20 protein-coding genes are annotated in these 25,064 nt (G+C 74.9%); 10 read left to right on the forward strand and 10 right to left on the reverse strand.

Annotation, left to right across the window (positions count from 1 at the left end; genetic code table 11):
- Window positions 1–41: 41 nt before the first annotated feature.
- On the reverse strand, window positions 42–2,477 hold the full coding sequence (locus JAO84_RS02885; protein WP_370410087.1) for an MFS transporter: 2,436 nt from the start codon (window positions 2,475–2,477) through the stop codon (window positions 42–44).
- Between the two features lie 159 nt (window positions 2,478–2,636).
- On the opposite strand from JAO84_RS02885, the gene JAO84_RS02890 reads away from it, so the two are divergent.
- Together JAO84_RS02890 and JAO84_RS02895 are read left to right on the forward strand one after the other, a co-directional pair.
- Window positions 2,637–3,581: a serine/threonine dehydratase gene (locus tag JAO84_RS02890; RefSeq protein WP_370410089.1), complete on the forward strand. Its 945-nt coding sequence runs from the start codon at window positions 2,637–2,639 to the stop codon at window positions 3,579–3,581.
- Window positions 3,582–3,685: 104 nt separating this feature from the next.
- Window positions 3,686–4,759: an AI-2E family transporter gene (locus JAO84_RS02895; RefSeq protein ID WP_370410091.1), complete on the forward strand. Its 1,074-nt coding sequence runs from the start codon at window positions 3,686–3,688 to the stop codon at window positions 4,757–4,759.
- Window positions 4,760–4,824: 65 nt separating this feature from the next.
- Here the strand turns inward: JAO84_RS02895 and JAO84_RS02900 are convergent, their stop codons facing one another.
- From JAO84_RS02900 to JAO84_RS02930, 7 genes are all read right to left on the reverse strand, one after another.
- Window positions 4,825–6,024, reverse strand: coding sequence for a CaiB/BaiF CoA transferase family protein (locus JAO84_RS02900; RefSeq protein WP_370410093.1), 1,200 nt, complete (start codon window positions 6,022–6,024; stop codon window positions 4,825–4,827).
- A gap of 57 nt (window positions 6,025–6,081) precedes the next feature.
- Complete coding sequence (locus tag JAO84_RS02905) at window positions 6,082–7,971, reverse strand: helix-turn-helix domain-containing protein (protein WP_370410095.1); 1,890 nt, start codon at window positions 7,969–7,971, stop codon at window positions 6,082–6,084.
- Between the two features lie 106 nt (window positions 7,972–8,077).
- Window positions 8,078–8,911 (reverse strand): 3-hydroxybutyrate dehydrogenase, encoded by an 834-nt coding sequence (locus JAO84_RS02910; RefSeq protein ID WP_370410097.1) that lies wholly within the window; start codon window positions 8,909–8,911, stop codon window positions 8,078–8,080.
- A 55-nt stretch (window positions 8,912–8,966) separates the two neighbouring features.
- Entirely contained in the window at window positions 8,967–9,449 is a 483-nt protein-coding gene (locus tag JAO84_RS02915; protein WP_370410098.1) for an NUDIX domain-containing protein, read from the reverse strand.
- 96 nt (window positions 9,450–9,545) lie between these two features.
- Window positions 9,546–11,186: an apolipoprotein N-acyltransferase gene (gene lnt, locus JAO84_RS02920; RefSeq protein ID WP_370410100.1), complete on the reverse strand. Its 1,641-nt coding sequence runs from the start codon at window positions 11,184–11,186 to the stop codon at window positions 9,546–9,548.
- A 235-nt stretch (window positions 11,187–11,421) separates the two neighbouring features.
- Window positions 11,422–11,997, reverse strand: coding sequence for a hypothetical protein (locus tag JAO84_RS02925; protein ID WP_370410102.1), 576 nt, complete (start codon window positions 11,995–11,997; stop codon window positions 11,422–11,424).
- A 59-nt stretch (window positions 11,998–12,056) separates the two neighbouring features.
- The gene (locus JAO84_RS02930; protein ID WP_370410104.1) at window positions 12,057–12,845 is read right to left on the reverse strand and encodes a glutamate racemase; all 789 of its coding nucleotides are present in this window, start codon (window positions 12,843–12,845) and stop codon (window positions 12,057–12,059) included.
- Window positions 12,846–12,903: 58 nt separating this feature from the next.
- Here JAO84_RS02930 and JAO84_RS02935 point away from each other — a divergent pair, with 58 nt between their 5' ends.
- The 5 genes from JAO84_RS02935 to JAO84_RS02955 all read left to right on the forward strand — a co-directional run bounded on the left by JAO84_RS02935 (window position 12,904) and on the right by JAO84_RS02955 (window position 19,370).
- Window positions 12,904–14,079 carry a glycosyltransferase gene (locus tag JAO84_RS02935; RefSeq protein WP_370410106.1) on the forward strand — a complete coding sequence of 392 codons (1,176 nt, stop codon included), beginning with the start codon at window positions 12,904–12,906 and terminating at the stop codon, window positions 14,077–14,079.
- 444 nt (window positions 14,080–14,523) lie between these two features.
- Window positions 14,524–15,066, forward strand: a complete 543-nt coding sequence (locus JAO84_RS02940; RefSeq protein WP_370410108.1) for a DUF6643 family protein — start codon at window positions 14,524–14,526, stop codon at window positions 15,064–15,066.
- Window positions 15,067–15,103: 37 nt separating this feature from the next.
- The gene (locus tag JAO84_RS02945) at window positions 15,104–15,949 is read left to right on the forward strand and encodes an MOSC domain-containing protein (RefSeq protein ID WP_370410110.1); all 846 of its coding nucleotides are present in this window, start codon (window positions 15,104–15,106) and stop codon (window positions 15,947–15,949) included.
- 171 nt (window positions 15,950–16,120) lie between these two features.
- Window positions 16,121–16,741 carry a hypothetical protein gene (locus JAO84_RS02950; protein WP_370410112.1) on the forward strand — a complete coding sequence of 207 codons (621 nt, stop codon included), beginning with the start codon at window positions 16,121–16,123 and terminating at the stop codon, window positions 16,739–16,741.
- Between the two features lie 208 nt (window positions 16,742–16,949).
- Window positions 16,950–19,370 (forward strand): right-handed parallel beta-helix repeat-containing protein, encoded by a 2,421-nt coding sequence (locus JAO84_RS02955; protein ID WP_370410114.1) that lies wholly within the window; start codon window positions 16,950–16,952, stop codon window positions 19,368–19,370.
- Here JAO84_RS02955 and JAO84_RS02960 read toward each other — a convergent pair.
- Window positions 19,340–21,760, reverse strand: a complete 2,421-nt coding sequence (locus JAO84_RS02960) for a hypothetical protein (RefSeq protein ID WP_370410116.1) — start codon at window positions 21,758–21,760, stop codon at window positions 19,340–19,342. The genes JAO84_RS02955 and JAO84_RS02960 overlap by 31 nt on opposite strands.
- 168 nt (window positions 21,761–21,928) lie before the next feature.
- On the opposite strand from JAO84_RS02960, the gene JAO84_RS02965 reads away from it, so the two are divergent.
- The 3 genes from JAO84_RS02965 to JAO84_RS02975 are packed head-to-tail and all read left to right on the forward strand — an operon-like array spanning window position 21,929 to window position 23,849.
- Window positions 21,929–22,849 carry a DeoR/GlpR family DNA-binding transcription regulator gene (locus JAO84_RS02965; RefSeq protein WP_370410118.1) on the forward strand — a complete coding sequence of 307 codons (921 nt, stop codon included), beginning with the start codon at window positions 21,929–21,931 and terminating at the stop codon, window positions 22,847–22,849.
- Window positions 22,846–23,295 carry an SRPBCC family protein gene (locus tag JAO84_RS02970; protein ID WP_370410119.1) on the forward strand — a complete coding sequence of 150 codons (450 nt, stop codon included), beginning with the start codon at window positions 22,846–22,848 and terminating at the stop codon, window positions 23,293–23,295. The genes JAO84_RS02965 and JAO84_RS02970 overlap by 4 nt, the downstream gene beginning before the upstream one ends.
- Before the next feature lie 53 nt (window positions 23,296–23,348).
- Window positions 23,349–23,849: an SRPBCC family protein gene (locus tag JAO84_RS02975; protein WP_370410120.1), complete on the forward strand. Its 501-nt coding sequence runs from the start codon at window positions 23,349–23,351 to the stop codon at window positions 23,847–23,849.
- On the opposite strand, the gene JAO84_RS02980 is transcribed toward JAO84_RS02975, so the two are convergent.
- Window positions 23,809–24,927: a PLP-dependent cysteine synthase family protein gene (locus JAO84_RS02980; RefSeq protein WP_274711180.1), complete on the reverse strand. Its 1,119-nt coding sequence runs from the start codon at window positions 24,925–24,927 to the stop codon at window positions 23,809–23,811. The two genes, JAO84_RS02975 and JAO84_RS02980, sit on opposite strands and share 41 nt — an antisense overlap.
- Between the last annotated feature and the right edge of the window lie 137 nt (window positions 24,928–25,064).

The raw sequence follows: 25,064 nt of genomic DNA on the forward strand, positions 1-25,064 counted from the left end.
GAACGACGTGCGTTCGGCCACCCTGCCGCCACCCTGCCGGCTCACCGCTGCACGGGGGTCCGTCCGGTCCGGCCCGCCGTCACTCCGCCGACCAGGGCGGCGAGGAGAGCGGCGACCGCGCCCACGAGGGCGCCGAAGAGCAGGGAGGCGCCGGCCGCCAGGGTGCCGAGGAGGGTGCCCAGCGGGGCGCCGTAGGTGGCGAGGGCGGCCGCGCCGCCGGTGCGGACGCCGGGGTCGTCCGGGGTGGCGAGGGAGTAGAGCGGGAGGGCGGCGAGGCCGGCGCCGAAGCCGGCGAGGAGGAGGGCGGGCAGACCGGCGGCGAGGTAGGTGGCCGAGACGGGGAGGCTCCCGAGCAGGCCGAGGCCCGCGGCCGTGAGGAGCGTGCCGAGCACGATCGAGGAGCGGGCCCGGCCGTCGCGCGCGAGCCGTGCGGAGGCGAGGCGGACGCCCAGCAGGGCGGCCAGGAGTGCGGGAAGGAGCATCAGGCCGCCCAGGAACGGGCCCAAACCCAGGAAGTGGACGAGTCGCAAGCTCGCCCCGTCGTACAGGCCGAAGAGCGCGACCCCGAGCAGGGCGAGGCCGCCGTACGCGCCGACGCGGGCCCGGTCCTTCAGAGCGTCCGGGCCGAGCAGCGCGGCGGGCGCGGTGCGCTGCTGCCACAGGAAGCCGCCGACCAGTGCCAGTCCGACCAGGCCCACCGCCCCGGCGGTGGGGTTCGCCACCCCGTCGTAGAGGCCGCGGACGCCGGCGAGTCCGTAGCCGAGGGCGCCGAGACCGAGGCCGCCGAGCAGCACGCCGGGCAGGTCGAAGGGGCCACGGGGCTCGGCGGTGCGCCCGTCGAGGAGTCGCGCCGCGCCGATCATCGCGAGGACGGCGAGGAGAATCCCGACGTAGCCGACCAGGCGCCAGCTGAGGAACTCGGTGAAGACCCCGGCGACGCTCGCGCCCGCGGCGCCGCCGCCGACGGCCACGACCGCGTACACGGCGAAGGCGGCGCGGCGCTCCGAGGGCTCCGTACGGCTTCGGGCCACCATCGAGAGCGCGGCGGGCATGAGGAGCGCCGCGGCGATGCCGTGCAGCGCGCGGGCGGCGAGCAGCATGGGGGCGCCGGGCGCGAGCCCCTCCAGGAGGGCGGCCACCACGAAGGCCACGAGCCCGCCGAACACGACGGCCTTGCGGCCGGCCCGGTCGGCGAGGTGTCCGCCGAGGGGCAGGACGGCGCCGAGCCCGACCGCGTACGCCATGGGAAGCCCTCCCATGAGCGAGTCGGGCAGGCCCAGATCCCGCTGGAAGATCCAGGCGGAGAGGGTGGACACGGTCGCGTCGATCACGACGAGCAGCTGCAGGAGGGCGGCCAGGGCGAGCACCCACCGGTGCCGGCCGCCGTCGGGTGTCGCGGCCCGGGGCGCGGTGGGGCCCATGCCCATGGGCACCGCGCCCGCGCCGCCGTACACGTACGGCGCGGCGTGCGCGGGTGCCGTCGGGGTGTACGCGCCGGGCGCGGCGGCCTGGTGCGCGAGGGCGACCCGGGGGTCCGGCTGGGCGGGCACGACGGGGGTGGGCGGGGCCGGTGTGGTGGGCGGGGCGAAGTCGAGCAACTGGGCGGCGTGGCGGCCGAGTTGGGCGAGCACGGAACCCGGCAGCCATTCCTCGGTGTCGTCGGTGGCCGTGCGCTCGGCGATCTCCCGCGGGGTGGGCCGGAGGGCCGGGTCCTTCTCCAGGCAGGCGCGGACGAGGTCGACGAGCGAGTCGGGCACGCCGGTGAGGTCGGCCTCCTCCTCGGCGATGCGGAAGAGGTGGGCGTTGAGTCCGGTGTCCGTGGCGCCGAACAGCATCCGTCCGGTCGCCGCGTACACGAGCACCGCGCCGAGGCAGAACACGTCGCTGGCCGGGGTGAGTTCGAGGCCGCGGACCTGCTCGGGGGACATGAAGCCGGGCGAGCCGATGAGCATGCCGGTGCGGGTGTGCAGGCTGTCGCCGGCGAGGCTGTCCATGGCCCGGGCGATGCCGAAGTCGATGACGCGCGGGCCGTCCACGGTCACGAGGACGTTGGACGGCTTGAGGTCGCGGTGGATCAGCCCGGCCTGGTGGACCGCGCCGAGCGCGAGCGCGAGCCGGTTGGCGAGGGCGCGCACGGAGTGCTCGGGCAGCGGGCCGAAGTCCTCGGCGACGACGGAGTGCAGATCGGGGCCGGGGATGTACTGGGTCGCCACCCAGGGCACGGCGGCCTCGTGGTCGGCGTCGAGCACCGCCGCCGTCCAGTTCCCGCCGACCCGCCGGGCGGCGGCCACCTCGCGCGCGAACCGGCGCCGGAATTCGGCGTTCCCCGCGTACTCGGCCTGCACGACCTTCACGGCCACGGTCCGCCCGCCCTCGGAACGCCCCAGATAGACGAGGCCCATGCCGCCCGCGCCGAGGCGGGCGATGAGCCGGTAGGGGCCGATGTGACGGGGGTCTTCGGCTGTCAACTGGTCCACGAGGGAGAAAGATAGTGCAACTGCCCTGCCGTGGCGGGCAGATGGACCATCGGGACCTGCGGGTCCGCACGGAATGGCCGGGTCCGGGACGCCGGCGGGTGCGATGATCGTCCGTACCGTACCGAAACGTTCCCGACCCACCGTCCCAGGAGCAGCACCGTGCAGACCCTCAGTTACGGAGACGTGAAGGCGGCCGTCGAGCGGGTCGCGGACCGGGTCCGCCCCGTCGCGATCGCCCCCGCCGGAGACGAGGAGGCGGGCCACGAGCTCTTCCTCGCCCTCGAATTCCTCCAGCACACCGGCTCGTTCAAGGCGCGCGGCGCCCGCAACTTCCTCCAGGCGCACCGCGAGTCCGGCACCCTGCCCGCGGCGGGCGTGACGATCGCGTCCGGCGGGAACGCCGGGCTCGCCTGCGCCTGGGCGGCCCGGCAGGCGGGCGTGCGGGCGACGGTGTTCCTGCCGGAGACGGCGCCGCGGGTGAAGGTCGAGCGGCTGCGCGGGTACGGGGCGGAGGTGCGGCTCGTCGGTACGGAGTACGCGGAGGCGCTGGCGGCCTGCGAGGCGTACGCGGCGGAGAGCGGGGCGCTGGCCTCGCACGCGTACGATCATCCGCTGATCGCGGCGGGCGCGGGCACCCTGCTGGAGGAGATCCGGGACCGGATCCCCGGCCTGGACACGGTGGTGGTGTCGGTCGGCGGGGGCGGGCTGTTCGCGGGCGTGGCGACGGCGGCGCGCGAGCACGGCATCCGGACGGTGGCGGTGGAGCCGGAGAACTGCCGGGCCCTGGACGCGGCGCTCGCCGCGGGGACACCGGTCGACGTACCGGTGGACTCGGTGGCGGCGGACTCGCTCGGGGCCCGGCGGGTCTCGGCGGCGGCCCTGGCGGCGGCCCGGCACGACGGGGTGCGCACCCTGCTCGTCCCGGACGCGGAGATCGTCCGGGCGCGGCGGGCGCTGTGGGACGAACGGCGCCTCGTCGTCGAGCACGCCGCCGCCACGGCCCTCGCCGCACTGTCGGGCGGCGGCTACCGGCCGGAGCGCGGCGAGAAGGTCTGCGTGGTCCTGTGCGGGGCCAACACGGACCCCTCGGACCTGGTGGTGTGACGGAGGGTCCGGCTCGCCGGGGGGCCGGGTTGGCTCCGGGTCCGGTCGGGGGAATGTGCGGGCCGGCGGGTTGCCGGCCGGCGCGGGGGTGGTACGTCGAGCCCATGCAGCCAGGCTCGCCACCCGCGGTCGCCCCCTTTCTCCGTACGGCCGCCGCCTACGCGTGGCGGCTGCTGGTCGTCGGCACGCTCGTCTACGGGCTCTTCGCGGTGCTCGGCCGATTCCACGAGATCGGGGTGGCGGTCTTCCTCGGCCTGGTGATCACCGCGCTGCTGCGGCCGGTGGCGGACCTCGTGGCCCGCGGGCTGCCGCGCCCGCTGGCGGTGACCCTGACGCTGCTCGGCAGCATCGCGCTGGTCCTGGGCATCCTGGCGCTGGTCGGCGAGGCGGTCGCGGGCGAGCGGACGACCCTGGTACGGGAGTTCCGGGACGGCGTCGGGCGGATCGAGCACTGGCTGGAGCAGCCGCCGTTCCGGCTGAACCCCCAGGCGCTCACCGATGTGCAGGAACGCGTCGGGCAGTATCTGTCGAGCCACCGCTCCACCCTGCTCAGCCAGGCGCTGAGCGGGGCCGGCCGGCTGGTCGAAGTGCTGACCACCCTCGCGCTCGCGCTGTTCAGCTCGGTCTTCTTCATCCACTCGGGCGACCGCCAGTGGTCCTGGTTCCGCGAGCAGCTGCCGGCGTCGGTGCGGTCCCACACGGAGATCGGCGGGCGCGCGGCCTGGCGCACCTTCACCGGCTACACCCACGGGATCGTCCTCGTCGCGGCGATCAACGCCGTCCTCGTCGGCCTCGCCCTCTGGCTGCTCGGCGTGCCGCTCGCGGTGCCGCTCGCCCTCCTCGAGTTCGCGGCGGCCTTCATCCCGCTGATCGGCTCGCCCATCGCCCTCGCGGTCGCCGCCGTCGTGGCCCTCGCGTCGAAGGGCCCGCTGGTGGCGGGGATCGTCATCGCCCTGATCGTGGTGATCGGCCAGATCGAGGGCCATCTGCTGCACCCCCTGGTGATGAGCTGGGCGGTGCGCCTCCACCCTCTGGTCGTCGCCGTCTCCGTCATCGCCGGCTCGATCGCGGCCGGAATGGTGGGCGCGGTCGTCGCCGTCCCCCTGGTCTCGGTGGTCTGGTCGGTGCACACCTCCCTGCGCGAGGCCCGCGCGGCCGAACGGGCCCTCCGGGAGTAGCCCGTACGGGCCCTCTCGGTGGCGGGTGCTGAGGATGCCGTACCGGACGCCCTGAGGCGGGGGTGTCAGACGGCGTGGGCGGCGCGCATCGCCGCGATGTCGGCGGCCCCGTAGCCGAGTTCGGCGAGCAGGTCGTCGGTGTGTTCGCCGATGCCGGGGACGGGGTCCATGCGCGGTGCGGTGCCGGCCAGGTCGACGGGCGGCAGGAGCGCGGGTACGGGCGTGCCGCCGGGTATCCGTACGTCGTGCCAGCGCTCGCGCGCCTCGAGCACCGGGTGGTCGAGGAACGCGGCCATGTCGTTGACACCGGCGTTGGCGATGCCGGCCTCGTCGAGGATCCGGCCCGCGGCGGCGCTGTCCAGCTCCGTGAACCGCCGGGCGACCAGGGCGTCCAGCTCCTCGCGGTGGGCGACCCGGTCGGAGCCGGTGGCGAAGCGCGGATCGCCGGTGAGCTCCGGCCGCTGGAGGAACCGCTCGCACAGGGCGGCCCATTCGCGCTCGTTCTGGATGGAGAACAGCACGTCCTTGCCGTCGGCGGCGGTGAAGGCGCCGTAGGGGGCGATGGTAGCGTGCCGGGTGCCGATGCGCGGCGGCTGGGTGCCGCCGAAGCGGGTGTAGTAGGCGGGCTGGTGCATCCACTCGGCGAGCGCCTCGAACAGGGAGACCTCGACGGCCCGGGCCCGGCCGGTGGTGGCGCGGGTGAAGAGGGCGGTGAGGATGCCGCTGTACAGATACATGCCGCCGGCGATGTCGGCGACGGAGATCCCGGCGCGGGCGGTGCCGTGCTCGTTGCCGGTGAGCGAGACCAGGCCGGTCTGGCACTGCACGAGCAGGTCGTAGGCCTTGCGCTCGGACCACGGGCCGCTGGTGCCCCAGCCGGAGAGGCCGGCCGGGATGAGGGAGGGGAAGCGCTCGGCGAGGGCCTCGGGGGCGAGCCCGAGGCGGTCGGCGGCGCCGGGGGCGAGGTTCTGCACGAAGACGTCGGCGCGGGCGAGCAGCCGCTCCAGGACCTCGCGGCCCGCGTCCGTCTTCAGGTCGAGGGTGAGCGACTCCTTGGAGCGGTTGAGCCAGACGAAATAGCTGGACTCGCCGTGCACGGTGGTGTCGTAGCGCCGGGCGAAGTCGCCGTCGCCGGGCCGCTCGACCTTGATCACACGGGCGCCGAGGTCGGCCAGCTGGCGGGTGGCGAAGGGGGCGGCCACCGCCTGTTCGAGGCTGACGACGGTGATGCCGGTGAGCGGCAGGTCTGCGGGACGTCCGGGCATCGGGCGGCCTCCTGGGGGCGCTGAGCGGGGGCGGGTCGGGGGTCGGGCGGGGCGCCGTCAGCGTATGACGGCCGAGGAGAGGGCGTGCAGCCGGAGGGCCAGCTGTATCTCCAGGGCGCGGGCAGGTGCCTGCCAGTCGGGTCCGAGGAGCCGGCCGATCCGCTCCAGGCGCTGGGCCACGGTGTTGACGTGCACGTGGAGGTCGTCCTTGGTGCGGGCGGGGCTCATGCCGCTGGCGAAGTAGGCGTCCAGGGTGCGCACCAGGTCGGTGCCGCGGCGCCGGTCGTAGGCGACGACCTGCCCGATGGTCCGCTCGACGAAGCCCTCGATATCCCGGGTGTCGGCGAGCAGCAACCCGAGGAAGCCGAGGTCCTCGGCGGCGGCGCCCTCGCCCGGCCGGCGCAGCAGGCGCAGGGCGTCGAGGCAGCGGCGGGCCTCCTCGTAGGCGGGGGCGACCCGGTCGGGGTGGGCGAGGGGTGCCGTGACGGGGGCGGAGGCGCCGACGGTGACGGGTTCGTGGAGCGCGCCGCCGAGGTGGCGCGCGGTCTGCCGGGCGAGTTCGGCGGCGGTCTCGCCGGGGCCCAGCGGCAGCAGCAGGACGGTGCCGCCGTCGCGTGCGGAGGCCAGGCCGTGCCGGGTCGCGGCCAGATGCGAGGCGGCGGAGCGCAGCCGCTGCCGGTCCGCGCTCTCCCGTCCGGCGCTGTCGGTCTCCCCGCCGGCCCCCGCCCCGTCGACGCGGGCGGCGAGGACGACGTGCGGGGCGTCGGTGTCGGTGTACAGCCGGGCGGCGCGCTCGCGCAGCAGGCGCCGGTCGCGGTCGGGGGCGTCGAGCAGGTCGTCCAGGAGCTCGCCGCGGACCCGCTGCTCGGCCTCGCCGGCGGAGCGGCGGGCGAGCAGCAGCAGGGAGGTGACGAGGGCGGCCCGCTCCAGCGTGCGCAGGTCGACCGGGTCGAGGCCGGGCCGGTCGTACAGGACGAGGGCACCGAAACTCTCGCCGCCGGCGGAGACGGCGGCGATCCAGTCGTCGCCGTCCCGGGTGGCGTGCCCCTCGGCGCGCGCGGCCGGGCCGGGCCGCTCCTCGACGAACTCGACGGTGCCGCCGAGGACTTCGGAGACGGCGGCGGTCACGTCGTGGACGCCGCCGCCGCGCACGACGAGTTCGGTGAGCCGGTCGTGGACCTCGGAGGCCCGCTCGATGACGCCGCTGTGCTCGCGGATGATGTCGTTGGCCCGCTCCAGCTCGGCGAGCGCGGAGCGGGTCTCGGCGAGCAGGTTGGCGGTGTCGATGGCGACGGCGGCGTGCGCGGCGAAGGAGCCGAGCAGGGCGACCTGCTCGCGCTCGAAGACCCGGGCGCGCCGGTCGGCGGCGAAGAGCACGCCGATGACCTGGCTGCCGAGGGTGAGCGGCACGCCGAGGATGGCGACCAGCCCCTCGTCGCCGACGGCGCTGTCGATGGCCTCGGTGTGCTGGAAGCGCTCGTCCCGGAAGTAGTCGTCGGTGACGTAGGGCCGGGCGGTCTGCGCCACGAGGCCGCCGAGCCCCTCCCCCATGCCGAGTCTGACCTGCTGGAACCTGGCGGAGACGGAGCCCTCGGTGACCCGCATGTAGGTGTCGCCGCGCACCGGGTCGTTGAGGCTGAGGTAGGCGACCTCGGTGCCGAGCAGGGAGCGGGCGCGCTGCACGATGGCGCGCAGCACGTCGTCGAGGTCGCGCAGGCCGGCCAGGTCGTGGGCGGTCTCGAAGAGCGCGGACAGCTCGGCCTCGCGGCGGCGCCGGCCCTCCAGCTCGGCGCGGACCCGCAGGGCGAGCTGTTTGGTCCGCTCGAGCTCGGCCAGCTCGTCCGGTCCCGTACCGCTCGCGCGGGCGAGCAGCACGGGGCGGTCGTACGCCTCGGTGGCGGCGCCGCGGGCGAGGAGCTCCAGGTAGACGGCCTGTTCGTGGGTCATGGTCACAGGGATACCTGCCGTACCGGGGGTCGCACCAGCCCTGTGGACAACCGCCTGTGGACAACGCAGGGGTGCCCGGCGGGGCGAGGTCTCCAGGTGGCGGTCCCTAGTGGGCGGTCCAACCCCCGTCGAGGGCGAGCGAGGCGCCCGTGACGAAGGAGGCCTGCGGGGTGCACAGGTACAGCACAGCCTCAGCGACCTCCTCGGGCTCGATCAGCCGCTTGAGTGCCGAGTCCTTCAGGAGCACCTCGGTCAGCACCCGCTCGGCGGGAATCCCGTGGACGGCGGCCTGGTCGGCGATCTGCCGCTCGACGAGCGGCGTGCGCACATAGCCGGGGCTGACGCAGTTGGAGGTCACGCCGTGCGGGGCGCCTTCGAGGGCGGCGGTCTTGGACAGGCCCTCCAGGCCGTGCTTGGCAGCCACGTAGGCGGACTTGTAGGCGGAGGCGCGCAGGCCGTGGACGGAGGAGATGTTCACGATCCGGCCCCAGCCCCGTGCGTACATCTCCGGAAGGGCGCCCCTGATCAGCCGGAACGGGGCCTCCAGCATCACGGTGAGGACGGTGTGGAAGACCTCCGGCGGGAACTCGTGGAGGGGCCGGACGAGCTGGAGCCCGGCGTTGTTCACCAGGATGTCGGCGCCCGCGGCGGCGCCCTCGGCGGCGTCGAGGTCGGTGAGGTCGAGCAGCCGCGCCTCGACGGCGCCGGGCAGGCCCCGGGCCGCCTCGGTGAGGGCGTCGAGGCCTTCGGCGGCCCGGTCGACGGCTCTGACCCGGGCTCCGGCGGCGGCGAGCCGCAGCGCGCAGGCGCGCCCGATGCCGCCGGCGGCGCCGGTGACGAGCGCGGTGCGCCCGGAGAGGTCGAGGGTGACGGACCCGGGGGCGGGCCGGGGCGCGACGGCCCGGTCGGGAACGGGTCCCGTGGCGATGGGGGCGTTCATGCTCCGCACCTTATGAAGCGCCCCACCCCCGACCGATGTGCGCCGCACACATAGTTCAGCTCTGGTGGCTGGGGTCGAACCATGTGGGTTCGTCCTTCAGGGCCTGCTCGATACGGAAGTGGGAGAAACGCTTCATCTCGGGCAGGGCGTCCAGCTCGAACCAGCCGACCTCGGTCGACTCCTCGTCGTTGACCCGGGCCTCGCCGCCGACGGCCCGGCAGCGGAAGGACACGTCCAGGAACTGGCACTGGTCGCCGTTGGGGTAGACCACCGGCTTGCGCAGGGTCTGTACGAGTACGACCCGCTCGACCTCGCAGTGCACGCCGGTCTCCTCGTACACCTCGCGCACGGCGCAGGCGGCGGGCTGCTCGCCGGGCTCGACGATGCCGCCGACGATCGCCCACATCCCGGTGTCCGCCCGGCGCCCGAGCAGCACACGGCCCCGGTCGTCGAAGACGACGGCGGAGACGCCCGGCAGGAACAGCAGCTGGTGGCCGGCCGAGGCCCGGATGTCGCGGATGAAGTCAGGGGTGCCCATGACTCGACCCTAGATCATCTACGGCCGGGACCGGTCGCGGTCCGGTCCCGGACCGGTCCGCCGCGGCTCGCTCCGGGCTGCTCCGGTCCGCAGTGCTCAGGCGGTACGGGCGGCGCGCCGGGCGCGCACCGAGCGGGTCACCGACCAGCCGAGACCGGCCACGGCGACCGCGACGAGCAACGCCTCGGGCAGGGTGCCCATCCGGGTCGCCGGGGTCAGCGAGGAGCGCAGCGGCACCTTCTCGACGAGGACGTCCGGGGTGAACATCGCCGTCTTCGCGACGATGGTGCCGTCGGGCCGGATGATCGCGCTGACGCCGCTGGTGACCGGGACGACCACGCTGCGGCTGTGCTCGACGGCGCGCACCCGGGACATGGCGAGCTGCTGGTAGGTCATCTCGCTGCGCCCGAAGGTGGCGTTGTTGCTGGGCACGGTGATCAGCTGGGCGCCATGGGTCACGGTGTCCCGGACCGCCCAGTCGAAGGCCGCCTCGTAACAGGTGGCGAGGCCCACCTTCGTACCGGCCAGGTCGAAGACGCCCACCTTGCCGCCCGGCCCGAAGTCGCGGCGCACCCGGTCGACGTCGCTGCTGAAGAGGCGGACGAAGGAACGCATCGGGATGTACTCGCCGAAGGGCTGCACGTGTCGCTTGTCGTACTCGGCGACCGGGCCCTTGCCGGGGTTCCACTGGATGAGGGTGTTGCGCAGCTTGCCGGTCTCGGGGGCGATGACGGCGCCGATCACGGTCGGCGCGTTCACCTCCAGGACCGCCTCGTCGATCACCTGGTAGGCGTCGGCGTTGGCGTACGGGTCGATGTCGGAGGAGTTCTCCGGCCACAGCACGAAGTCGGGCTGCGGCTCCTTGCCGGCCTTCACGGCGGCGGCGAGCTCGCGGGTGCGGTTGGCGTGATTGTCGAGGACGGCGCGCCGCTGGGAGTTGAAGTCCAGGCCGAGGCGGGGCACGTTGCCCTGCACGGCGGCGACGGTGGCGGTGCCGTCCTCCGGGGCGTCGGACACCAGCGGGAGCGCCGCGAGCGCGCCGGTGACCGGCACCAGGACGGCGAGCGCGGCGGCGAGCAGCGGCCCGCGCGCGGGCGCCGGGGCGGGAGCGGCGTCCTGCTCGTCGGTTCGGGTACGGGTCGCGGCGCGCCGGGCGAGGACCAGGCGCAGCACCTCGTACAGGCCGAAGCCGCACAGGGCGACGGCGAAGCCGAGCACCGGGGTGCCGCCGACGGCGGCGAGCGGCAGGAAGACACCGTCCGCCTGGCCGAAGGCGATCTTGCCCCAGGGGAAGCCGCCGAACGGCACGCGCGCGCGTGCCGCCTCCCCGAGCACCCACACGGCGGCGGCGAACACGGGCCAGGCGGGCAGCCGGGAGACCACGGCGATGCCGAGGCCGACGGCTCCGACGAACAGGGCCGACACCGCGGCGAGGGCGACCCACGGCAGGGGCCCGACCTCCTCGCCGGTCCACACGAGCAGCGGCAGCAGGAAGCCGAGCCCGGCCAGATAGCCGAGACCGAACCCGGCCCGCGGCCGGCGGCCCCGCAGCGTCCAGCCGAGCAGCGCGAACGCGGGCAGCGCGAGCCACCACAGGGGCCGGGGCGGGAAGCTCAGGAAGAGCATCAGCCCGGCCACGACGGCCGCGCCGGGCCGCAGCAGCCGCCGCAGACCGCGGGCCCCCTCCGGGGCGGGGGTGGACTCGGGCGCGTCGGCGGGTGCGATGGCGGTGCTCACGTGCCGGAGTCTACGGCGCGAAGCGCCCTCACCAGGAGCGCGGCCCACCCCACGCGCCCCGCCGGGCCGCGACCGGCGGCGGTACGGGACGGAGACGGCGTACGGGCCCCGGGCTCGGGCCAGCGCCCGTCGCACGGCGGGTACGGCGGCGGTACGGGGCCGGTACCCCGTACGGCCCGGTCGGCACCCGGCAACGGGTCGCCCGGCCGGCCCTGCCCGCCCCGCACCCGCCCGCTCAGGCCCCCGCCGGGCCCGTCGGTGCCGTCGGGGTCGGCGGGGAGGTGCGGTGGAGGAGGGTGCGGATGGCGCGGACGGCGGATTCGGCGTCGTCGACCGTGACGGTGAAGGTGCGGCCGTCGCCGAGGCGCAGGACCAGGCCCTCGCCGCGGCGGACGACGACGGCGGTGCCCTTCTCGGGGCGCCAGCGGTAGCCCCAGCCGCCCCACTGGCGCGGGGTGACGGAGGGGGCGAAGTCGGCGCCGACCACGTGGGAGAGGGGGATGCGGCGGCGCGGGACGCCGATGTGGCCGCAGCGCACCTCCATCGCCCGGTGGTCGACCCGGACGGCGACGTGGACGAAGGCGAGGGTGCCGAAGAGGACGAGAAGGCCGGCGGCGATGCAGCCGATGACGGCCATCAGGAGCGGGGCGTCGCCCGATGCCCAGGGCGACTGGACCGCGAGCAGCACGCCGAGCGCGAGGCAGGCGCCCCCGCCGACGGCCGGCAGCCATTGCAGCCGGTTGGTCGCGCGACCGGTCCAGACCGGGGGTGCGGGTCCCTCGGGACCCGGGTTCTGGGAGTGGTCCCTCATGGTGACAGCCTACGCACGTTCCGCAGTCGCGGCGCCTCGGCGGAGCCGTCCGGACACGTTCAGTGCGCGACGGCCGCCGCCGCGAGGACGCGACCCTGCGCGTAGGCGAGCGCGGCCGGGGTGAGCGCGCCCGGCCGGCCGCTGTGCAGCACGGTCAGGCCGCCCGTGGGGGCCGCCGCGGGGTCGGCCTCGGCGCCGATCCGCCGCAGCGCCTGTGCGGCGACTGCCCCGGCGGAGCCGTGGAAAACGAGCTCCGGCTGCCCCTCGGCCCGCGGCAGGGCCGCCCGGATCTGCTCCTCGACGAGCTCGTAGTGGGTGCAGCCGAGGACGAGGGCCCGCACGTCCGGGGGCGTCAGCGCGGCCGCCGCGGCGACGGCCCGGCGTACCGCATCGGCGTCGTCGTGCTCGACGGCGTCGGCGAGACCGGGGCAGGGCACCTCGGTGACGTGCGCGCCGCCGGCGAACTCCTGGATCAGTCCGCGCTGGTACGGGCTGCCGGTGGTGGCGGGGGTGGCCCAGATGGCCACCTTGCCGCCGTCGACCGCTGCGGGCTTGATCGCGGGCACGGTGCCGATCACCGGGATACGGGGCTCGAGCGCGGCCCGCAGGGCGGGCAGGGCGTGCACGGTGGCGGTGTTGCAGCCGACGATCAGGGCGTCGGGCTCGTGCGCGGCGGCGGCCCGGGCGACGGCGAGGGCGAGCTCGGTGATCTCCTCGGGGGTGTGCGGGCCCCAGGGCATGCCGTCGGGGTCGGAGGACAGCACCAGGTCCGCGTCGGGCCGCATGCGGCGGACCGCCGCCGCTGCCGGGAGCAGGCCGATTCCGGAGTCCATCAGTGCGATCTTCACCCGGTCACCCTAGCCGACCACCCTTGATTCCCCGGCGATCTGGGGCAGACTGCGGCGAATGAGCCCGCTTGCGTGGATCGCGATCGCCGCTCTGGCCGTCTGGGCGTGGCTGCTCCTGGGCCAGGGCTTCTTCTGGCGCACCGACCAGCGGCTGCCCGCGCCCGTAGGGGCCCCGGCGCGGTGGCCGGGGGTCGTGGTGGTGGTGCCGGCCCGGGACGAGGCCGAGGTGCTGCCGCTGAGCCTGCCGTCGCTGCTCGCCCAGGACTATCCGGGGCGGGCCGAGGTGATCCTGGTGGACGACGGCAGCTCGGACGGCACCGGGCGGCTCGCCGCCGAGCTGGCCGCCTGCCACGGCGGGCTGCCGCTGACGGTGGTCTCGCCGGGCGAACCGGAGCCGGGCTGGACGGGCAAGCTGTGGGCGCTGCGGCACGGCATGGCGCTGGCACGCACGCGTGGACCCGAATTCCTGCTCCTTACGGACGCGGACATCGCGCACGAGCCGGACAGCCTCCGGCTTCTGGTGGAGGCGGCGACCGGGCACCGGCTCGACCTGGTGTCGCAGATGGCGCGGCTGCGGGTGGCGAGCGGCTGGGAGCGGCTGGTCGTGCCGGCCTTCGTCTACTTCTTCTGCCAGCTCTATCCCTTCCGCTGGATCAACCGGCGCCGGCCGCTGGCGACGGCGGCGGCCGGCGGCTGTGTGCTGCTGCGGGCGGAGACGGCGGAGCGGGCCGGGGTGCCGACGGCGATCCGGCAGGCGGTGATCGACGACGTGTCGCTGGCCCGGGCGGTGCGCCGGGCGGGCGGCCGGGTGTGGCTGGGGCTCGCCGAGCGGGTGGACAGCATCCGTCCGTATCCGCGGCTCGCCGATCTGTGGCGGATGGTGTCGCGCAGCGCCTATGCCCAGCTGCGGCACAACCCGCTGCTGCTCGCGGGGACGGTCGCGGGTCTGGCCCTGGTCTATCTGGCGCCGCCGGGCACGCTGGTCGCCGGGCTGCTCTCCGGGGACGCCGCGGCGGCCTGGGCGGGCGGGCTCGCGTGGGCGGTGATGGCGGGCACGTATCTGCCGATGCTCCGCTACTACCGGCAGCCGCCGTGGCTCGCGCCGCTGCTCCCCTTCACCGCGCTGCTCTATCTGCTGATGACGGTGGACTCGGCCGTCCAGCACTACCGGGGCCGGGGCGCCGCGTGGAAGGGACGCACCTACGCGCGCCCCGAGGCGGCCCCGGACCGCTGACCCTTCCCGGGCACACCCGGCCCCCAGGGGGAATCACTGCCCCATGCACATAAACGAGCGGGTGAACTCCGCACCGCCGCCCGCCTTTTCCGACACGCGCAGCGACGACACGGTGACGGGTTCACGACATTCCCCTCCCCGGAGTTACCTCCGGAGTTACCGAACACCCCGCCAATTCCGCGCGCCGGACATGTAGCTTCCGTGAACTTCCGGCGCCGCACACGTCAGGATTCCTTGACGCGCACACCGGAACGAGAGCCCCCACTACCCTTCCCGACCCGCGGGTAACCCCTCCCCATCTCGGGTTTTTCAGGATCTTGGACGCGCCGGGCGACCGTTTTTGCCAGGTTCGCTCACATTGCCGATCGGTGGTCTCAACGAACCCGTCAAACAACCCGCTTATCGGGCTCCCCATCCAGCACATCGTGGGCTTAACTTATGGCCATGACCTCCCCGCGCTCCACCTACGGAGGCGGTTACTACACCGCGCCGTCGTTCCCCGACACCCCGATCTACGACTCCCTCGTCGCAGAACGGGGCACGCCTCAGATCGCCCCGATCCGAGTGCCCTCCGCGTACGACACCGGCCACGGCTACGCCGGCGGCGGCAGCTATCTGCCGGCGCTGCCCGCGGCCCTGCCCGCCCTCCCGGCGGCGCCCTCCCCGCAGCCCCCCGCCCCGGCCTACGGCCATGGTCACGGCCACGCCGGCGGCTACGGCTACCCGCAGCCCGCGCAGCACATGGCGCCCGCCCCGGCCACCCAGCTGATGGCCCCGGTGCCGCTGCAGGCCGCGCCCACCCCCTACATCCCGCAGCAGCCCGCCGCCCCGCGCGGCTACCCGGGCCCCCAGGCGCCGCAGCAGCCGCGCCCGATGGCCGGCGGGTACGAGGCGATGCGCCCGGCGGCGCCGCGCCCCGCGCCGGCACCCGCCCCCGCGCCGTACGACGACCCGTACAACCGCCCCTACCAGGGCCGCGGGTACTGACCTCCGGACCCGGCGGAGCGACTGGCAGGATGAGGGCATGCCGAATCCTGTCTTGCGCTCCGTCCATGTCCACCCGGTCAAGGCACTGCGCGGGTTCGCCCCCGCGGAAGCGGAGGTCCAGCCATGGGGACTGGCCGGTGACCGCCGCTGGGCCACGGTGGACACCGCGGGGAAGGTCGTGACCCAACGCCAGCACGCACGGCTGGCGTTGGCCTCCGCCGAACTGCTGCCCGACGGCTCCGTCACCCTCTCCGGACCCGGCCTCGAGCCGCTGACCGTACGCGTACCGGCGCCGGTGGAGACGGCCGACGACGAGACCGGGACGATCCCGGTGGACGTCTTCGGCACCACGGTCCGGGGCGTGCCGGCCGATCCGGCCGCCGACGCCTGGTTCACCGCCTATCTGGACAGCCCGGTGCGGCTCGTCCACATGGACGACCCGGCCCGCCGCCGGCCCGTCGACCCCGACTTCGCGCTGCCCGGCGAGACCGTCAGCTTCGCCGACGGCTATCCGCTCCTGGTCACCACCACCTCCTCCCTCGACGCACTCAACTCCCTGATCGCACAGGGCGATCACGCCGACGAGGGCCCGCTGCCGATGAACCGGTTCCGGCCGAACCTGGTCGTCGACGGCACCGCGCCCTGGGCCGAGGACGGCTGGCGGCGCATCGCCGTCGGCGACGTCGTCTTCCGGGTCGCCCGCGACTGCGCCCGCTGCGTCGTGACCACCACCGACCAGGGCACCGGCGAGCGCGGCAAGGAGCCGCTGCGCACCCTGGCCCGGCACCGCGCGCAGGGCAACCGGCTGCTCTTCGGACAGAACCTGGTGCCCGAGCACCGGGGCGTGGTCCGGGTCGGCGACCCGGTCAAGATCCTCGACTGACCCCCGCCACCTGCGGCACCTCCGCCACCCCCGCGGCCGGCGTCCACTCCCGCATCGGCCGAAATTCCTCCCGAGAGGCGCGGAACCCACCCCGGGGGGACACTCGTTGGAAGAGCGGCAACCGCCGAGTGGCCCTTCGCGGGCGGCCGACGAGACGAGGGGGTGCGGAGCGTGCGTGCAGCCACGGGGCTCTGGCGCTGGCGGCACAATCCGCTGCGCCGGACCACCGACCTGGTCGAGGCCTGGGTCGCGGTCATGGCCGCGTTCCTGCTCTTCCTCGCCGTGCCGGCGGCCGGCTGGGCCGCCGGGGTCTCCGCCAACACCTCGCTGCAGCACTCCGTACGCCTCCAGCAGCAGGAACGGGTGCCGACCGTGGCCCAGGTGGTGCGCACCGCCGACACCCCCGCCGAGGCCGAATCCGCGGCCGACCGGAACGCGGATCCGGGTGCCGAGGAGCCGCTGCGGCCCGCCGTGGTGGCGCGCTGGACGGCGCCCGACGGCAGCGCGCGCACCGGGACGGTGACCACGTCACGGGACCACGCGCACGCGGGCGCCGTCTTCCCGCTGTGGACGGACCGCACGGGCCGGGCGGTCACCCCGCCGATGCACCCGGACACCGCCCGCGCGCACGCGCTGATCGCCGGACTGACGGTGGCGCTGCTCTCCGCCTTCCTGGTCGAGTCCGCCCGGCGCCTCGTCGTACACCGGCTGATGCGGCGGCGGTACGCGCGTCTCGACCGCGCCTGGGCCCAGGTCGGTCCGGACTGGGGGCGTACCGGGACGGGCAGCTGACCCGGCGACGGAACCCGGTGACGGGGAGCCGGGCGACCCGTCAACCCGGCGGCTCCGCGCGCGCTACGGTGGGGCATCGGATCCCGGCCCCGGTCTTCGCACCGGCCCGCTCCGGCAGTCCGAGCAGCAGAGCAGAACAGCAGCGCAGCAGAGCAGCAGAGCAGCAGGCACAGCGTCGACGCACACGAGGTGGGGGCAGAGCACACCCATGGCACAGGGCACGGTCCAGGTGACGCACACCGGTACGTCGCGGTGGCGGCGCCGCACGGGCGAGTATCCCTCCCTCGCCGCCGCCCTGGAGGCCGCGGGCGACGGGGACGTCCTCACCGTGGCCCCGGGCACCTACCGGGAGAACCTCGTCATCCGGCGGGCCGTCACCCTCCGCGGCGGCGACGGGTCGGTCGGCTCGGTGCGGATCGCGCCCGCCGACGGCGTGCCGCTGACCGTACGGGCCTCGGCCACGCTCCAGGAGCTGCACATCGAGGGGCAGGACGCGGCGGCGCCGGCGCTGCTCGTCGAGGACGGCACGCCCGAGCTGCTCGACCTGCGGATCGTGACCAGGTCGGCGGCCGGTCTGGAGGTGCGGGGCGCGGCCCGGCCGACGGTGCGGCGCTGCACCGTCGACAATCCGGCCGGGGTCGGGCTCGCCGTACTCGACGGCGCGGGCGGGGTGTTCGAGGAGTGCGAGATCGTCTCCGCCGGGCAGTCGGGGGTCTCGGTGCGCGGCGGCGGGCATCCGCGGCTCGAGCGCTGCCGGGTGCACCACGCCTCGGGCGCCGGGATCGCGGTGACCGGGGAGGGCAGCGGTCTGGAGGGCATCGGCTGCGAGGTGTACGAGATCAAGGGCGCCGGGCTGCAGATCGCGTCCCGGGCGACCGCGCACCTCACGGACTCGACGGTGCACCGGACCTCGGCCGACGGCATCACCCTGGACACCGACGCCGTACTGACGCTGTCCGACTGCGACATCCACGACGTGCCGGAGAACGCGGTGGACCTGCGGTCCCGTTCGGTCCTGACGCTGACCCGGTCCACGGTGCGGCGGTTCGGGCGCAACGGGCTCTCGGTGTGGGACCCGGGGACCCGGGTGGACGCCAACCAGTGCGAGATCCACGACAGTACGGGCGACTATCCGGCGGTGTGGGTGAGCGACGGCGCCACGGCCGTGCTGGACTCCTGCCGGGTGCACGACGTGCCGGACGCGCTGTTCGTCCTCGACCGGGGCTCGCGCGCGGACGTCGTCGACAGCGATCTGTCGCAGGTGCGGAACACCGCCGTGTCGGTGAGCGACGGGGCCACGGCGCAGCTGGACGACTGCCGGATCCGGGAGGCGTCCACGGGCGCCTGGTTCCGGGACCACGGCAGCGGCGGCACGCTCGGCGGCTGCACCATCGACGCGGTGCAGACCGGGGTCATCGTCACCAAGGGCGCGGACCCGACGATCGAGCGGTGCACGGTCACCTCGCCCGCCGAGGCCGGTTTCTACGTGTCGGCGGAGGGCCGCGGCTCCTTCCTGGGCTGCCGGGTGACCGGCAGCGGCGGTTACGGCTTCCATGTGATGGACGGCTGCCGTACGACGCTGCGCAAGTGCCGTACGGAGCGCTGCTCGCGCGGGGGTTACGAGTTCCCCGAGGAGGGCCCGGTCGCGGAGGACTGCACCAGCGACGAGAGCCAGGTGCGCACCCCGGCGGCGCCGGAGCCCGGCGGGGTGCTCACCGCCATCCGGTCGACGGGCGGGCTGCTCGGCACGGTGCCCGCGCCGCGCTCCCCCGCCGTGGCGCCGGCCCAGGCACCGGCCGTCCCGGAGGCGGCGGCCTCGCGGTCCTCGCAGGAGGTGCTCGGCCAGCTGGACGCGCTGGTGGGTCTGGAGAGCGTCAAGCACGAGGTGCGGACGCTGACCAACATGATCGAGGTGGGGCGGCGGCGGCAGGAGGCGGGGCTCAAGGCCGTGTCCGCGCGCCGCCATCTGGTCTTCACCGGCAACCCGGGCACCGGCAAGACGACGGTGGCGCGGCTCTACGGCGAGGTGCTCGCCGCGCTCGGGGTGCTGGAGCGGGGCCACCTGGTCGAGGTGTCCCGGGTCGACCTGGTGGGCGAGCACATCGGCTCGACGGCGATCCGCACCCAGGAGGCCTTCGACCGGGCCCGCGGCGGCGTGCTGTTCGTGGACGAGGCGTACGCGCTCGCGCCGGAGGACTCGGGGCGGGACTTCGGGCGCGAGGCGATCGACACGCTGGTGAAGCTGATGGAGGACCACCGGGACGCGGTGGTGGTGATCGTCGCCGGCTACACGGCGGAGATGGAGCGCTTCCTCACCGTCAACCCCGGTGTGGCCTCGCGTTTCTCACGGACCATCAGCTTCTCCGACTACGTTCCGCAGGAGCTGCTGCGGATCGTGGAGCAGCAGGCCGAGGACCACGAGTACCGGCTCGCGGAGGGGAGCGGCGAGGCCCTGGAGAAGTATTTCGCCGAGCTGCCCAAGGGCCCCACCTTCGGCAACGGGCGCACCGCGCGCCAGACCTTCGAGGCGATGGTGGAGCGGCACGCGGGCCGGGTCGCCGCGCTCGCGGAGCCGAGCACGGACGACCTGACCCTGCTCTATCCCGAGGATCTTCCCGAACTCCCCTGAGCGGTCGCGGTGTTGTGGCGCTGCCGGGGCAGCGCGGGCGGCAGCCGGTCGAGCAGGGCGGCGCGGGCGGCGGCGAAGGCCGGGTCGGCCTGGTAGTCGGAGTGGCCCAGGATCGGTTCCGGCAGCGGGTGTTCGCGGGTGCGGCCGTACGCGACGGGGTCGAGGAGTTCGGGCCGGTCGACGTCCGGCCGGTCGCCCTCGGCCGGGACCCTGACGGGGCCGCCGATGGGATCGGTGGCCCGGTAGAGGTTGCTCCAGCAGTGCACGGTGCGGTGCAGGCCGCGCAGCGCCTCGGGGCCGAAGTAGGCGGGGAACCAGCGCCCGTAGAGGCGTTCGAGCGGCGAGCCGTAGGTGAGCAGGGCGACCCGGCCGCGGGTGGCGGGCGGCAGCTGCCAGACCGCGGCGGCGGCGAGGACGCTGCCCTGGGAGTGGCCGGAGATGACCAGGCGGCCGCCGGTCTGCCGGGTCCAGGAGCTCATCCGCCAGCTGAGGTCGGGGACGGCCCGCTCTGCGTAGCAGGGCGGGGCGAAGGGGTGGGCGGCGCGCGGCCAGAAGGTGCCGACGTCCCAGAGGATGCCGATGGTGCGGCGCGCGGAGCGGTCCTTGTAGGCGCGGCGGCCCAGGGTGACGAAGAGCAGGAAGCCGAAGCCGATCATCCAGGAGCCGAGGGACTGGGCGGCGGTGGCGACCGAGGCGACGGCGGGGTGGGCGCCGTCGAAGGCCCGTCCGGGGACGTTCCCGCTGGCCCAGGCGCCGGCCACGGAGGCCGCGCCGAGCAGCAGGGTGGCACCGGAGACGACGCCGATCAGCACGGGTGCGGAGTCGGTGAGCGCGGCGCGCGCTCTGCTCGTCGCGATCTGGTCGGTGCGCAGCCGGTCGGGGTTGGTCTGCCGGTAGGCGGCGTCGACGACCGGGCGGAGCCTGCGGCCGGCGAGCACGGTGCGGGCCACGAGCAGCGCGCTGGGCGCGAGGAGCAGCAGGAGCAGCACCGGGATGACGGAGGCCTGCCAGCTGAGGAGCACGGGCGGTCCGGTGATCGGGCCGTCGCCGGTGCCGGGGGTGCCCGCGCCGTCGAGCCAGTCGGCGACGCGCTGGGCGACGCCGCCGGACATGACACCGCCGAGGGCGCAGGCCAGCATGGCGGTGGCGGGGCCGCCGAGCCCGTACAGAGCGGTGCGCGGGTCGCGGCGGGGGCTGTGGAGCAGCAGGGCGACCGCGGCGAGGGCGACGACCAGGCCGCCCTGGGCGAGGGTGAGGACGCCGAAGAGGCTGGTGCCGGGCAGGGTGCCGGCGGAGGTCCAGTCGGGGCGGGACCAGCCGGTGTGGACGGCGGTGAGGGCGAGCAGCAGCAGTGCGGTGGCGGGCAGCCAGGAGACCAGGGCGCGTTCGATGCGCAGGTCGAGCCGGTGCTCGCTGCGGCCGCGGCGGCAGACCACCCACAGGACGACGAACGCGAGGACGCCGAGGGCGAGTTGGAGCAGCCGCCCGAGGAGTTCCTGAGTGCCGCCGGCACCGGACCGGTGGTCGTGGCCCGCCGCGGCGGCGGCGAGGACGGCGGCGACGGTGAGGAACCCGGCGGCGGTGTGCGCGGCGCGCAGTCGGGCGACGAGCCGGCGGCCGTACCAGAAGCCGGGGCGTCCGAGGGCGGGCCGGAGTTCGACCGGGGTGGCGGGGGCGGGGGTCGTGGTGTCGGCGGCCTCGGTGTCGCCGCCGGCGGAGGGGGCGGGGGCCGGCTCGGCGTCCGGGTCGGCGTCGTATCCGGTGGGCGGGCGCTGGGCCTCGTACGCGCTCCAGGTGCGGTTGGACAGGTACCAGAGCAGGCCCACGAGGGCGGCGGGCACGAGGGCGGCGAGCGCGAGCCGGCGGCCGGGCTGGGACCACCAGCCGGCCCGCTCGGCGGACAGGAAGCCGAGCCAGGAGCGGTGTCCGGCGCAGCCGGCGGAGCCCGCGCACTGCCAGGCCGTCAGGTCGAGGGCGACCTCGCAGGCGGCGGCGGTGAGCAGCACGGTGAGGGTGAGGGCGACGAGCCGGACGAGGACGCCGTAGAGGCGAAGGAGCCGGGGGCGGCCCTCGGTGGGCGGGCGCATCCAGTGGGCGAGGTTGGCGACCATGAACGGCAGGAGCAGCAGCCACAGGGCGCGGGTGCCGTTGCCGGAGGTCAGGTTGGACCAGCAGTAGGCCTCGGGCACGGGCCCTTCGGCGTGGCGTTCGGGGTGTTCCTCGGCGTCGACGTCGTCCCTGCGGCGGAACACGGCGGCCGTCCTGTCACCGGTGACCCGCACCGTGCGCGGGTCGTCCAGCATGTCGGCCGGGGTGGCTCCGCCCACGCCGTGGACGAGCAGTTCGAGCGCCGCACCCCCGTTCTTCGGGTCGGGTGTGGCAGGGGACACTTCGGTGACTCGCTCTCTTGGTGGGAGGATCTCCCGTGGAGGACCGGGCCGGAGGGTCCGGCGGTTCCCAGGATCGCGGACGGCCGCCCACGACGGGGCCGTCCTCACGGAATCCGACGCCCTTCCTCCTTTGTTCCCCCATTCCTTCGGAAAGGACCGGCCCCGGCGGTGAGTGACCATCAGAACCTGTTGGCGGAACAGCGACGCGCGCTGATCCTCGACGAGGTGCGCCGGCGCGGCGGTGTACGGGTGAACGAGCTGACCCGCCGGCTGAACGTCTCCGACATGACCGTCCGCCGGGACCTGGACGCACTGGCCCGGCAGGGCATGGTCGCCAAGGTGCACGGCGGCGCGGTCCCGGTGGTCGAGGCGAGCGTCCACGAGCCGGGCTTCGAGGCGAAGTCGGTGCTCGAACTGAGCGCGAAGGAGGAGATCGCTCGGGCGGCGGCGCGGATGGTGCGGCCCGGCACGGCCATCGCCCTTTCGGGTGGTACGACGACCTACGCGCTGGCCCGGCAGCTGCTCGACGTGCCGGAGCTGACCGTGGTGACCAACTCGGTGCGGGTCGCGGACGTGTTCCACGAGGCGCAGCAGGCGGGCGCGGGCGGCGAGGCGCGGCCGGGCGCGGCGACGGTGGTGCTGACCGGCGGGGTGCGGACGCCGTCGGACGCGCTGGTGGGTCCGGTGGCCGACCAGGCGATCCGCTCGCTGCACTTCGACGCGCTGTTCCTCGGGGTGCACGGCATCTCGGTGGAGGCCGGTCTGTCCACGCCCAATCTGGCGGAGGCGGAGACCAATCGGCGTCTCGTGCAGGCGGCGCGGCGGGTGGTGGTGGTCGCGGACCACACCAAGTGGGGGACGGTGGGCCTGAGTTCCTTCGCCACGCTGGACGAGGTGGACGCGCTGGTGACGGATCCGGGGGTGTCGCCGCGGGTGCGGGCCGAGATGGCGGAGCATCTGCCGGGGCTCGTGGTGGCGGGCGAGGACGACCCCGAGGCGGAGGACCCGGACGCGGAGGACCCGGACGCGGAGGAGCGCTCCGGGCACCACGAGGGCGACGGCGGGGCGTACGGGGGCGCGCCGGAGTGAGCCGGTTCCGGATCGAGCGGACCGTGGCGGCGGCGCCGGACCAGGTGTGGCGGCGGCTCACGGACTGGCCGGCGCACGGCGCGCGGGTGCCGCTCACCCGGACGATCGTCCTGACGCCCGGCCCGAACCGGGTGGGCACCCGCTTCACGGCGCGGACCGGAATCGGCCGGTTCGGCTTCGACGACCCGATGGAGGTCGTGGTGTTCGCCCCGCCCGCGCCGGGCCGTACGGGCGTGTGCCGGCTGGAGAAGCGGGGCCGCGTGGTGCTCGGCCGGGCCGCCTTCGAGGTGACCGGGACGGCGGCGGGCGGCAGCCGGGTGGTGTGGACCGAGGAGCTGCGTCTGCGGGGCGTGCCGTCTGTGTGCGACCCGGTGTTCGACCCGGTGCTCGCGGCGGCCGGCCGGTGGGTGTTCGGACGGGCGCTCGACGGACTGCTGCGTCACTGACGGGTTGTCAGTTACGGTGGTGGGCCCACGACCCCGAGACGGGAGGTTCGGCCATGCAGCGCCGACTCCGGCCGGTGGAGCTCGACTTCGCCGAGTCCGCGCCCCTGCGCCTGGTCTTCTCCGCCGACCTTGCCGCCCCGCCCGCGGCGGTGTACCGCTCGCTCGCGGTGGAACTCGGCAGCACCCCCGCGTGGTTCACCGCGGTGACCGCCGCGACGCCGACCGACGGCGGCGCCGGGCGGACGATCCGGCTGCGCGGCGGGATCGAGTTCCGCGAGACGATCCTGGCGAGCGACCCGGCCGCGCGCTACGCGTACCGGATCGACCGCACCAACGCCCCGGGGCTGACCGCACTCCTGGAGGAGTGGCTGCTCTCCCCCGCCGCGGACGGCACCCGGGTGCGCTGGACGATGGCCGTGGACGGCAACGGCCCCTGCCGGCTGGCCCTGCGGCTCGCCCGGCCCGGCGTCGGGAAGTCCTTCCGGGACGCGATGCGCAACCTGGACCGGCGGCTCACTCCGGCCAGGCACCCGTCGCCAGGAACCGGTCGATAGCGGCGCTGTACGGCGCGATGTCGAGGCCCTGGGCGGCCAGCCAGTCGTCCGAGTAGTACTTGTCGAGGTAGCGCTCGCCCGGGTCGCAGATCAGGGTGACGACGCTGCCGGTGCGCTGCTCGGCAACCATCTCGGCGACGATCTTCAGCGCGCTCCACAGGCCGGTGCCGGTGGAGCCGCCCGCCTTGCGGCCGATGGCGTCCTCCAGGGCGCGGACCGCCGCCACGCTGGCCGCGTCCGGCACCTTCATCATGCGGTCGACGGCGCCCGGCACGAAGCTCGGCTCCATACGGGGCCGGCCGATGCCCTCGATGCGCGAGCCGCAGTCGGCGGTGGCGTCGGGGTCCTCGTGCACCCAGCCGTCGAAGAAACAGGAGTTCTCCGGGTCGGCCACACAGATCCGGGTGTCGTACTGCATGTAGTGCACATAGCGGGCGATGGTGGCCGAGGTGCCGCCGGTGCCGGCGGTGGCGACGATCCACGCGGGTTCCGGATAGCGCTCCAGCTTCAGCTGCTGGTACATGGACTCGGCGATGTTGTTGTTGCCGCGCCAGTCGGTGGCCCGCTCGGCATAGGTGAACTGGTCCATGTAGTGGCCGCCGGTGCGCTCGGCGAGGGCGGCGGCCTCCTCGTACATGGTGCGCGAGTCGTCGACGAAGTGGCAGCGGCCGCCGTGGAACTCGATGAGCCGGCACTTCTCCGGGCTGGTGGTGCGCGGCATGACGGCGATGAAGGGGACGCCGATCAGCTTGGCGAAGTAGGCCTCGGAGACGGCGGTCGAGCCGCTGGACGCCTCGATGACGGGCGCGCCGGGGCGGATCCAGCCGTTGCACAGGCCGTAGAGGAAGAGCGAGCGGGCGAGCCGGTGCTTGAGGCTGCCGGTGGGGTGGGTCGACTCGTCCTTGAGGTACAGGTCGATGCCCCAGCTCTCCGGCAGCGGGAAGCGCAGCAGATGGGTGTCGGCCGAGCGGTTCGCGTCGGCGTGCACCTTGCGCACGGCCTCCTTGAGCCAGGACCGGTAGCCGGGGTCGCTGCGGTCGACATCGACGGTGGCCATGGGGCCAATGGTGCTGGTCATGCGCGTCTGCCTCTTCTCACGGTGCCCGCGGGGGTGTCCGGCGGGAAGGCTCGTGGCGGGTCGTGCCGGGTCGTGGCGGGTGTCCACGGGTGTTCCCCACCCACCGACAATACCGCTCTCACCTGGGCAAACGTTCC

Source organism: Streptomyces fradiae (assembly GCF_041270065.1).
Taxonomy (GTDB): Bacteria; Actinomycetota; Actinomycetes; order Streptomycetales; family Streptomycetaceae; genus Streptomyces.

Excerpts from the sequence above, each read along its gene's own strand:
- JAO84_RS02895 (WP_370410091.1), top strand. The coding sequence starts at position 3,686 with ATGCAGCCAGGCTCGCCACCCGCGGTCGCCCCCTTTCTCCGTACGGCC.
- JAO84_RS02900 (WP_370410093.1), bottom strand. The coding sequence starts at position 6,024 with ATGCCCGGACGTCCCGCAGACCTGCCGCTCACCGGCATCACCGTCGTC.
- JAO84_RS02905 (WP_370410095.1), bottom strand. The coding sequence starts at position 7,971 with ATGACCCACGAACAGGCCGTCTACCTGGAGCTCCTCGCCCGCGGCGCC.
- JAO84_RS02910 (WP_370410097.1), bottom strand. The coding sequence starts at position 8,911 with ATGAACGCCCCCATCGCCACGGGACCCGTTCCCGACCGGGCCGTCGCG.
- JAO84_RS02915 (WP_370410098.1), bottom strand. The coding sequence starts at position 9,449 with ATGGGCACCCCTGACTTCATCCGCGACATCCGGGCCTCGGCCGGCCAC.
- JAO84_RS02925 (WP_370410102.1), bottom strand. The coding sequence starts at position 11,997 with ATGAGGGACCACTCCCAGAACCCGGGTCCCGAGGGACCCGCACCCCCG.
- JAO84_RS02935 (WP_370410106.1), top strand. The coding sequence starts at position 12,904 with ATGAGCCCGCTTGCGTGGATCGCGATCGCCGCTCTGGCCGTCTGGGCG.
- JAO84_RS02940 (WP_370410108.1), top strand. The coding sequence starts at position 14,524 with ATGACCTCCCCGCGCTCCACCTACGGAGGCGGTTACTACACCGCGCCG.
- JAO84_RS02945 (WP_370410110.1), top strand. The coding sequence starts at position 15,104 with ATGCCGAATCCTGTCTTGCGCTCCGTCCATGTCCACCCGGTCAAGGCA.
- JAO84_RS02955 (WP_370410114.1), top strand. The coding sequence starts at position 16,950 with ATGGCACAGGGCACGGTCCAGGTGACGCACACCGGTACGTCGCGGTGG.
- JAO84_RS02975 (WP_370410120.1), top strand. The coding sequence starts at position 23,349 with ATGCAGCGCCGACTCCGGCCGGTGGAGCTCGACTTCGCCGAGTCCGCG.
- JAO84_RS02980 (WP_274711180.1), bottom strand. The coding sequence starts at position 24,927 with ATGACCAGCACCATTGGCCCCATGGCCACCGTCGATGTCGACCGCAGC.